Annotated in this window: 12 protein-coding genes and 2 pseudogenes; 9 read left to right on the plus strand and 5 right to left on the minus strand. The window is 34.5% G+C overall.

The window, feature by feature from the left end; genetic code table 11:
- Positions 1–14 precede the first annotated feature (14 nt).
- Positions 15–1229 carry a site-specific integrase gene (locus AACZ41_RS14100; RefSeq protein WP_339629175.1) on the plus strand — a complete coding sequence of 405 codons (1215 nt, stop codon included), beginning with the start codon at positions 15–17 and terminating at the stop codon, positions 1227–1229.
- Between the two features lie 142 nt (positions 1230–1371).
- On the opposite strand, the pseudogene AACZ41_RS14105 reads toward AACZ41_RS14100, so the two are convergent.
- The 4 genes and pseudogenes from AACZ41_RS14105 to AACZ41_RS14120 form a co-directional block, all read right to left on the minus strand.
- A pseudogene (locus AACZ41_RS14105) lies at positions 1372–1890 on the minus strand (prolyl oligopeptidase family serine peptidase); the annotation flags it as partial.
- A gap of 20 nt (positions 1891–1910) precedes the next feature.
- A complete protein-coding gene (locus AACZ41_RS14110; RefSeq protein ID WP_339629177.1) occupies positions 1911–2471 on the minus strand; it encodes a hypothetical protein in 561 nt (186 codons plus the stop codon).
- Positions 2407–3642 carry a hypothetical protein gene (locus AACZ41_RS14115; RefSeq protein WP_339629179.1) on the minus strand — a complete coding sequence of 412 codons (1236 nt, stop codon included), beginning with the start codon at positions 3640–3642 and terminating at the stop codon, positions 2407–2409. The genes AACZ41_RS14110 and AACZ41_RS14115 overlap by 65 nt, the downstream gene beginning before the upstream one ends.
- Before the next feature lie 75 nt (positions 3643–3717).
- Positions 3718–3951 (minus strand): cysteine peptidase family C39 domain-containing protein, encoded by a 234-nt coding sequence (locus AACZ41_RS14120; RefSeq protein WP_339629180.1) that lies wholly within the window; start codon positions 3949–3951, stop codon positions 3718–3720.
- Between the two features lie 277 nt (positions 3952–4228).
- Between AACZ41_RS14120 and AACZ41_RS14125 the strand changes: the two genes are divergently transcribed.
- The 5 genes from AACZ41_RS14125 to AACZ41_RS14145 all read left to right on the plus strand — a co-directional run bounded on the left by AACZ41_RS14125 (position 4229) and on the right by AACZ41_RS14145 (position 7427).
- Positions 4229–5068: an RteC domain-containing protein gene (locus tag AACZ41_RS14125; RefSeq protein ID WP_339629181.1), complete on the plus strand. Its 840-nt coding sequence runs from the start codon at positions 4229–4231 to the stop codon at positions 5066–5068.
- A 281-nt stretch (positions 5069–5349) separates the two neighbouring features.
- Positions 5350–5634: a helix-turn-helix domain-containing protein gene (locus tag AACZ41_RS14130; RefSeq protein WP_339629182.1), complete on the plus strand. Its 285-nt coding sequence runs from the start codon at positions 5350–5352 to the stop codon at positions 5632–5634.
- Between the two features lie 3 nt (positions 5635–5637).
- Positions 5638–6390 (plus strand): hypothetical protein, encoded by a 753-nt coding sequence (locus AACZ41_RS14135; RefSeq protein ID WP_339629183.1) that lies wholly within the window; start codon positions 5638–5640, stop codon positions 6388–6390.
- On the plus strand, positions 6374–7036 hold the full coding sequence (locus AACZ41_RS14140) for an ATPase (protein ID WP_339629184.1): 663 nt from the start codon (positions 6374–6376) through the stop codon (positions 7034–7036). Before AACZ41_RS14135 ends, AACZ41_RS14140 begins: the two co-directional genes overlap by 17 nt.
- 1 nt (position 7037) lies before the next feature.
- Positions 7038–7427, plus strand: a complete 390-nt coding sequence (locus AACZ41_RS14145; protein ID WP_339629185.1) for a hypothetical protein — start codon at positions 7038–7040, stop codon at positions 7425–7427.
- Positions 7428–7604: 177 nt separating this feature from the next.
- On the opposite strand, the gene AACZ41_RS14150 is transcribed toward AACZ41_RS14145, so the two are convergent.
- Positions 7605–8258 carry an N-acetylmuramoyl-L-alanine amidase gene (locus tag AACZ41_RS14150; protein ID WP_339629187.1) on the minus strand — a complete coding sequence of 218 codons (654 nt, stop codon included), beginning with the start codon at positions 8256–8258 and terminating at the stop codon, positions 7605–7607.
- A 189-nt stretch (positions 8259–8447) separates the two neighbouring features.
- Between AACZ41_RS14150 and AACZ41_RS14155 the strand changes: the two genes are divergently transcribed.
- From AACZ41_RS14155 to AACZ41_RS14165, 3 genes and pseudogenes are all read left to right on the plus strand, one after another.
- Positions 8448–8735, plus strand: coding sequence for a hypothetical protein (locus AACZ41_RS14155; protein ID WP_339629188.1), 288 nt, complete (start codon positions 8448–8450; stop codon positions 8733–8735).
- A gap of 31 nt (positions 8736–8766) precedes the next feature.
- The gene (locus AACZ41_RS14160; RefSeq protein WP_339629189.1) at positions 8767–9051 is read left to right on the plus strand and encodes a hypothetical protein; all 285 of its coding nucleotides are present in this window, start codon (positions 8767–8769) and stop codon (positions 9049–9051) included.
- Positions 9038–9719, plus strand: a pseudogene (locus tag AACZ41_RS14165) (TraG family conjugative transposon ATPase); the annotation flags it as partial. The gene AACZ41_RS14160 and the pseudogene AACZ41_RS14165, both read left to right, overlap by 14 nt.

The raw sequence follows: 9719 nt of genomic DNA on the forward strand, positions 1-9719 counted from the left end.
AAAACAGGTCAATTATGTCATCAAATGCTAAAATCGTTCTTCGTAAAAAGCCTAATAAAGAAGGCTTATATCCTCTTACTATTCGTATTACAAAAAATCGTCGATCGACATATCAGTATATCGGCCATTATATTGAGTTAGAAGATTGGGATGAAAAGAATATTCGTGTAAAAAAATCACATTACAATTCGGATAGTTTAAATAGTCTACTATCACAAAAACTTTCAGAAGCTAACAAAGCACTTATTCATCTGCAATCCGAAAAAAGGGATGCCTCCGCCAATCAAATAAAAAAGGAAATTTTTAGTTCAAATAACCAATTCACCTTTTTTGAGATTTCCCAAGAACATTTAGACGATCTGAAACTAGCTGAAAAACTGAATCGGCTTTCTTGCGATAAAGCTTGGATTGGATTTATCTTTAAATTCCACAAATCAAAACAACTTACCTTTCAAGAAATCGATGAACGCTTTCTGAAAAAACTGATAGTGTATCTCAAATCAAAACATTCCCTGTCAGAAACATCAATTATGAATATTCTTGTATTAATTCGATTATTATACAATAGGGCTGTTAAACAAAAAATAGTAAATAAAGAACTTTATCCCTTTGGTTCCGATAAAATAAAAATCAAATTTCCAGAAACTACTAAAGTTGGACTCACAACTTTAGAAGTACAGAATATTGAATCGGTCCAAGACCTAACTTTTCGAGAAATACACACAAGAAATGTATGGCTTTTCAGCTTCAATTTTGCAGGAATGCGGGTTTCTGACGTTCTAAAAACACGTTGGTCAGATATCTACGATAATCGCTTTCATTATAGAATGGGTAAAAACTCAAAAATATTATCCTTAAAAATTCCAGAAAAAATAATACCAATTCTAGAACAGTATATCATAGACAAAAAAAATGAAGACGACTTCATCTTTCCAGAGCTAAAAAAAGCAGATTTAAAAAATGCCAAAGATGTTTTCAATAAATTGAAAACGGCCAATAAAAAATTTAATGACTGCCTCAAATCGATAGGTAAGAAAGCCGGTATTACTAAGAAAATCACCATGCATATTGCTAGACATAGTTTTGGAAATATTGCTGGTGATACTATTCACCCCTTAATGCTTCAAAAACTGTATAGACATAGCGACCTTAAAACAACTTTAAATTATCAATCAAACTTTATTCATCGAGATGCAGATTTGGCCCTGGACAGTGTTTTAAACTTTTGAAAAAAGGCATAAGTTTCAAAACTTAAGGGCAAATAAAATTAGCTGCTATCCAAATTTATGCAAGGGCATAATTGAAAATTAAATAATTTTTACGGCTGAAAAACATTCTTTCCCTTTAAAGAATAAGAAGTATAAATTATGTCTAGAGCTCATTGTTAAAAAAGAACAGTGCTTTCCTGGTTGTTTCCAAAGGAGATAAATTGTGTCCCTCATCTTTAACAACGTCCAGTAGGTAAGCATTATTCGTTTTTATTTTCTGACTTTGTAAAAATGCTATATATTTTGCTCCATCATATATTGGTACCAATTCATCTTGTCCTACACTTATTATAAGCGTATCGGGATAGTTTCTATTTTTCTTCAGGTTTAATATGGGGGCAAGTTTCAAAAGGGATTTAAACCCCTCTAATGTAGATTTGGTTCCAAAATTATAATCGTTATCGATTGCATTGAAATTCGGTTGATAACCTAATTTTAATGGGTTCAACATAGGAGCTTCACCAACGGCAGCTTTATACATATCAATATTTTCATTAATCAACATAGCGGCTGTCACACCGCCAGCACTAGCGAAATACACCCCTAGTTTATCTATATTGACATATCCAGAATCCTCTAAGTATTGAGAACATGATAAAAGGTCTTTCCTTGAAATATATTTTCTTTGATAGAATACACCTTTTACGTATTGCGTTTGATAATTTCTTTCATGTACATAGCAGGTGTAATATTTTTATTGTTCAGCTTAGCCTTAAGAGCACGATTAAAAGTGTCGATTGAGTTGAAGCCAAATTCCTCCAAAATTGTATTAAGGTTTTTGTTTCTATAATCGTAGTCCTTTTTGGTTGTTTGAACAAAATGTTCCATTCTTAAATCAGTTATGTATACCCTGAATTTTTTATTCTTATATACATTAACGGCCTTTGATATGTAGGTCCTATTGGTTTTAAATATTTTGGCTAAAATATTCATATCGACATCCTTATCCGTAAACCCCTTGTTTGCTTCCCAAATATTAAGTTTATGAAGCGCAATCTTTACAGAAGCTTCTATTTCCTTATCTATTTTTTTTGCGGTAGATTTTCCAGACGGTTTTATTCCTTTCGAGCTAGTTTTTACTTCAATGGGTCCATTATCCAAATAATCGGACAACGATTTTTGTGCATTAATATATTTTCTAAAATAAAATATAAGTAATACTATGATTACAAATGTGGTTATCCCTAAAAAAAATAAGACCATAATCCTTTTTATTGGACCTATTGATTAGCTTATCTCTCTCATTCCGGATATCCTTAATGGAATACCCAGGTAGTTCAATTAAATCGGATGCATTTTTGTTAGCAGTTAGAAAACTGTCAATTGAGATGAGTTTATCGTAATATTCCAATTGCTTGTCTTTACCATTATTTTTTATAGCATCATTCAAAAGAAAGTGATATACATTTTTGCTCTCCGGTATTGGCGGTAAATTGAACGCCACGGAAACCGAATCGAAACGGTTAAAATTTTGTTTCATTAAAAGGTGATTGCTCTTTTTACCTTGAATTTCTCCCATTGTAAATAGTAAATCCAATTTTTCCGAGCCGTGTGCCGTATTTAGTTCTCTTTCTAAAATATCATAAGCTGTGTCGTAATCTTCTTTCAAATACGCTAATTTTCCGTCCCACATGCGGGATTTTTGCTCTTGATATTCATTAGGAAAGAATTGAAGAATATTTTTGAATTGGGTCAAATAATACTCCGCATTGACAGGATTTTTTCTATTTAATTCTAGCACGATGATACTTTGCAAAACCGATGATCTTAATTCCGATTTAGTTTCGATGTCAGTTGTTTTCCAATTTTCAATATCCTCAAGAGCATTGAAATAAATTTCTAAAGCTTGGGCGCTTCCTCCTTGAGCTTCTTTAGTTGTGGCAATCCATATCTGTGACCTTGCCTCAACATCAAAATCATCATATTCCTTTGCTAGATTGTATGATTTTGCAAATTCATGGGAAGCGGCTAATGGATTTTCGAGGAAATAGTATACATATCCCTTTATAATATGTTTTTCAAGAAAATAATAATCACTTGGCTTACTGCTAATACTAATTAAAGAATCTGCGTAAAAAAGACTATACCTTGGATTCGTTCGATAAGCCATAATTGCATAAACCTTGGATAAGGTAAGGCTATCTCTTTCGATTTTGGCTTGTTTAGATAATAGGTTGGCAGCATTTTCCGCACATTCGGAAGTTCCTTCAAAATCGTTCAACTTATAAATTCTTTCAGAAAGTGGCAATGAACTCATTTCCACAAATAATCTTTCACAATCGTTATTCTGAAATTGCTGAGAAATTAAATCACAGGAAATTAGGAGAATTACAATCAGCTGAACGTATTTACTATGATACAAGACTTTGCTCATTATTGCAGGAATGTTTTTCTTAAATTGAACATGACGCGTTGGAAGAGACTTAATTCATTCAATAAAATAATCTCCTCAAAAAAAATTATAGATGTGATTATGGTATTTTTTACCATCGCTTTTATAGCGAATACTTGTAAGCGTATTCGGTTCCAAAGAATTAAGTGAAACACCAATTCTTTCAAAATCTATTTCCCTTCTTATTTTTTCAATATCGATTTTGTTTCCAAAATGTTGTGCTATAATTTTTAGGCTTGTGGGGCCACAATCCCAGGAATCCAGTTGTTTATAATTTGGGAATTTTTTCATAATATTCTAATTAAACATAAAAATTAATGTTAAAAAATTATGTAATTATTAAAATATAACTTTAAAAGGTATGAAATATGGGATTAACTCCTCAATACGTAAAATGCAAATGATCTTATAAAATGCGTAACATGAATTATTGCAAGGCTGTTACATTATGACAATATTGCTATATCAAATCAATCAATATGACAAGTGTGCCTATCTCCAAATTGAAGAAAAGGATACATTAAAAAGGTCTAGAATGATATAAGGTAAATGATAAATTTTAATCATCATGGAATACTTAAGGCTGCTAACGGAATTTGAGACCCAATTGGAAACATTGGAGCATAATGGGAAGGACATACTCTATAGAGCGGAAAAAGGTATTGAATTGGTAGAAAATTGTATCAAAAAACTACAAAAGAATATCATCCACAAAAAATTTGATTCACAAGCCGATGAAATCTACTTTTTTAAACATGTCAAACCCAAGATTTTCAGTAAGCTTATTTATTACGTAAGGTTATTCAAAATTGAGTGTAAACGACCTATAGGTAATCATAAGGCCCAAACCAAATATCTTAAATTCCAAATTGATAGACTCCAGTCCTTTTTTAATGATAACCTAGAATTCTATAATTACTACCATCGTGGTGCCATTTCCTTCGATGAACAATATTTTGTCAGGGGAAATAGAGACATAAGACTTCCTGCAGACTCTTTTCATTTTTTGACGGATAATGAATTCTCTACCTGTCAGGATAGTACCGTAGCCACTATATTGGCTTATGATATGCTTATCGTTTACCTACAGGGCGAAGTAGACAATTTGAACAATCTCCTAGAAAACCCCGAAGCTATCCTTATGCAAAAACCATCAAAACTATTTTGGAGCGGGAGCAAGACCGGCTTGATCGAGCTCATCTATGCCCTACATTCCAGTAACACGATAAATAGTGGGACTCTGGACATCAAAGAACTGGCGGCACACTTCGAACATTTTTATAATGTGGACCTTGGGAACTACTACCACACCTTTATCGAGATTCGCTCAAGAAAGACCGGGAGGACCAAGTTTCTAAACAAGCTTATCGAGATGCTCAAGCAGCGGATGGAGGCCTTGGATGACTGAATCTAAATCTCCCACCTCTATCCCAAGGTGGGGGATTTTGTTTTGGAGCCTTTGGGGATGATAGCTGAGCGTATTTGGTGCGTCCGGACAGTGGCGTAGGGAATAAAATGAACCAAAAATCGCCAAAAAAAATGTCTAAAAAACTTCCCCACCTCTATCATAGCTATGGAAATATATCGGTGACGACTTCTCAGTTTTGTGGAACGAAAGTCAAATCAGGTCAGGGGCTATCAACTAAAATTAAAAATCAGATAGCCCCTTTCTATTAAAACCCTTCTATTATGCCGACAAATATTATTACTACCGACGATCTTCGGGATTTCAAAATGGAATTGCTCGATGACATTAAAAATCTTCTTGCGAAGCAAGCAACAGGAAAACTGAAGAAGTATCTAAAATCATCCGAAGTAATGGACTTACTTCAAGTTAGTCCAGGGACATTACAGAATCTTCGAATCAATGGTACCCTGCCCTACACGAAGGTTGGCGGAATCATATATTACGATTCCGAAGAAATACAAAATGTAATGGATTCCAATCGTGTGCAACACGGTCTAAATTCTTAAGCGATGAACTATATAAAGCTACTTAATGCGGCTTTTGAAAAGTTCTTTTTGGATGACCGTTTAAATCCCACACATATCAGTTTGTATATGGCACTGTTCCAGGAATGGAACAGTAGCCGCTTTGCGGATGAATTCTATGTGAACCGAAGGAATCTGATGCTTGTGTCAAAAATAGGCTCAAAATCCTCTTATCACAGGTGTGTTAGAGATCTTGATTCTTGGGACTACCTTTCCTATTTTCCTTCCAACAGTCCTTACAAAGGAAGTAAGATCAAGATGTCCATTATAGGTACAAGTGATGAACCTGCTATGGGACGGTACAGCTCCATATTGGAACAGGTGGAGGAACGGTACCGTCCCAAAAATGGACCGATAAAGGGACAGTACAATCCCATATTGGAACAGGTCGCGGAACAGTACCGTCCCACTGGGGGACTTACTTTGGGACCTACTATAAACAATACCAAACAAGTAAACAATATAAAACAACCAAAGGGCTGGCAGGCCGTTATTAATTTTTTTATTGAAAAAGGTTTTAATGCTGATGAAGGAAAAAAATACTTCGAGTATTATGAAACCCGGAACTGGCAGACAAGCAATGGAAATGAAATTCGGGATTGGCGTGCCCTGGCAACAAATTGGATGGACAGAGCCGGATTATTTGAAGAGAAAAACAAACCAAACAAAAAACAAGTGTCCCGAATCAAGGACAACTTGCGAACCACTAAAAATAAAGACTATGGTCAACCCCTCTAAAATTATCGAAGATGGCATAGAATATTCGCTTGGAAAATTTGATGGCAAAAGTGTCTTATACGATTTTGACCAAATACTGATTTATCTGAATGTAAAAGGAAAATCACTTTTTGGTAAGGAATTTAGAATCTATGATGAAGACACGGTAATCATTCGCAAGCTCTGCCAATATTTTATCAAGGATAAAGACAATTGTGAAAAACATGGAATAGATATCAACAAAGGGATTCTACTTTCTGGACCAGTAGGCTGTGGAAAAACTACGTTAATGAAATTATTGAGACACATAGTTCCAATGCAACGACCTTACGAAATGATGCCGTGTAGAAATTTAGCTTTCAGTTTTAACCATTTAGGGTTTAAAACTATCGAAGAATACGGAAGCACTAAGTTTTTCTGTTTCGATGACCTTGGCGTTGAACCACCTGGTCGATTTTATGGAAAAGATTTGAACGTAATGGGCGAAGTATTACTCTCACGCCATGAACTTTATCTTGATACCAAACACAACATCAAAACCCATGTTACCACTAACCTCAATGCTGAAGAACTAGAAGAGCGTTATGGGAACCGCGTGCGCAGCAGGATGCGCCAATTATTTAATTTGATTGCTTTCGACACAGCCACTAACGATAAAAGAAAATAATATGGATTCAAATGGTTTACTCAACATATACGAGCAATATTATGAGGCAAACTTAAAATACGGTTTCTATTTACGAGAACATACATGGCAATCGATTGGCAAGGTTTTATTTATAGCAGGAGTTCAAGAAGGGAAAAAGCTTACAGGAAATCCGCCATACTTTACAAACCCCAAAGTATTCGTAATGCTTTACTATGCAAATTCAATTAATGAAATCAATGAAAACACTAAATCTAGAACGATTAGAATAAATGATGGTGGTACTGATCGTTATCAACCAGTTGGCTCTAACTTTATAATGCCGTCGAAAGAAGACTTTGAGAAAAAGAAGAATTCAAAAAAATTCTTTGATGGTTTTGATTATTTTAATGATGATTTTCTTGAGGATTAAAAATAAGTTTTTTCAGAATTTGAAAAAAAATAAACAGTTCTATCTAAGGGAAGCTTAAAAAAATTTAATAGATATTGTTTAGAGTTTCAATTGACTTTGATAATTATTTAACTAATTCCCCCTTTGTAGAATGTCTTGTATAATTCTATGATAATATTCTTAATAGCTTTTATTATTTCAATCCCTAGCTCCTTCATGCCCTTCATATTTTAGATATTCAATTAATACTTTACCAATGGCCATAGCACTATTGGACTTATGATAATAGCTACTCTCATCCCCATTACTCAAAAACCCCAATTCCAAAAGCACAGCTGTACAACTATCACTAGTTTCTCGCAGCACCTGAAAATTTGCAAACTTCACTCCCCTACTCTCAAAACCCAATTCGGTTTTTAATTTTTCTTGTATTTGAAATGCTAACCAAACAGATTCTTCAGAATATGTCCCTTGCTTCTTTGAGGCATAAACCTCTAGCCCTCTTGCATAAGGGTTATCAGAATGATTGCAATGTAAGGACACAAATAAATTAACTTTTAATGCTTTTGCCAGCTTAGTTCTTTCGGATAACGAAATAAGTGTATCGCTATACCTAGTCAAATAAATATCCAAAGGCTCATCCAATTCATTATTGAACTTCAAAATGGTATTCGCAATATCCAGTACAACATCCTTTTCTTTAATGCCATTTATCCCGATGGCACCGGAGTCTTTTCCTCCATGTCCAACATCAATTACAATTCGTTTTTGAACACTCGTATGCTGTCCTAAAATGATACACATTTTCAAGAGCAAAAAGACAAAACTGACGTTTTTAAGCACTTTTTTCATTTCTATTTTTCAGGTTATTAACAACTTGGACTTAAAATTTCATAGAATTTGATGCCAAATAATAGCAACTGAATTCAATTGAATATAAATAATATTTTATTCACAAATATTTGAATATCAATATATTACAACCAAATATATGTAAATTTCCAATAACGAAAATGAATCAAAAATCTAAACTTTTCTGTTATGAAAAAATCAATCTATTTGGCAACATTTCTTTCGCTTCTATCCACTTCGCTTTTTGCTCAAATTGGTGGAATCGAAGATTCTGTAAATGATGTTTCTGATACCATTAGAACAATTTTTCCCATCATTTTAGGGGTCATATTCCTTATAGGTTTCCTATTTAACGCAGGACACTTCTTTGGGGAAAACGCAGACCTAAAAAAAGGGATAACAAGGGTTCTTGTCTTCGTGCTTATTGCCGGTGCTGTCGTTGGAATCTTTACTTACCTAATCGGAATCGTAGTCTAGCCCTCTAAGAGGGATTTAATTTCCAAGCACTATGAAAAAATTCGAGGTCTATAAAAACATTAGGAAACGGGCAGTCATATTTGGCCTGCCCATTTCTCTATTTGCCTTAATGATGGTTTCCATTCTTGCCTCGCTGTTAATAATCATATTCTCTTTCAGCTTCGTAATGATTATCGCCATACTGATTTTCAATGCTGGATTATATATCGCATTAACAAGAATCAATCAAAACCCACAACTTTTTCAGATGGCCAAGGCCTTCCCAAGAATCATAAGTAACAAAAGAAATTCAGACTTCGATTATGAACAAGATTAACCTTTCGGTATATCAACCAATAGCAGATATTCAAGACAATATCGTGTTTACCAATAATGGCAATGTGGTCTTGTGCTATGAAGGTAACCTACCTGAAATCTATTCCCTTTCGGCATCCGATTTTGAGGATATGCACGGTGCCTGGTTTCAAGCTTTGAAATCCTTGCCTGTCGGAACTGTGGTTCACAAACAGGATATCTACTTGAAGAAGTCCTATTCTTCAGAACAGCTTCCGAACAAAACCTTTTTAGAAAAAGCCACACACGAGCATTTTAAAGGTCGCGGACATATTGAGCACAAGTGCTATTTGTTCTTCATTTTGACTAAAAACAAGGCGCTCAACAATCCAAAATATGTCAATCCCTTCCGTAAGGTTTCCAAAGGAATAGTTCAGGAATTGGATGATAACATTAAAAGCTTCGCCAACTCCGTAAACGATTCGGTTTCCTTTATAAACAATAGCCGAAAGATGGCATTCCTTCCGTCTAAAGCGGAAGAGATTCAGACGCTGACAAGTGCCTATTTCAATGGCTTCAACGAAAGCTTTGATACCGACATTATACTGGATAAAAAAAGCGTCAATATTGGCGAAAACCATTTTGATGCCCTTGCCATCAATAGCGAACTGTGCTTTGGCGAAAGTGTACAGAGTAGCAAGACCAATGAGA

The organism is uncultured Maribacter sp., from assembly GCF_963974015.1.
In the GTDB taxonomy this organism is placed as follows: Bacteria; Bacteroidota; Bacteroidia; order Flavobacteriales; family Flavobacteriaceae; genus Maribacter.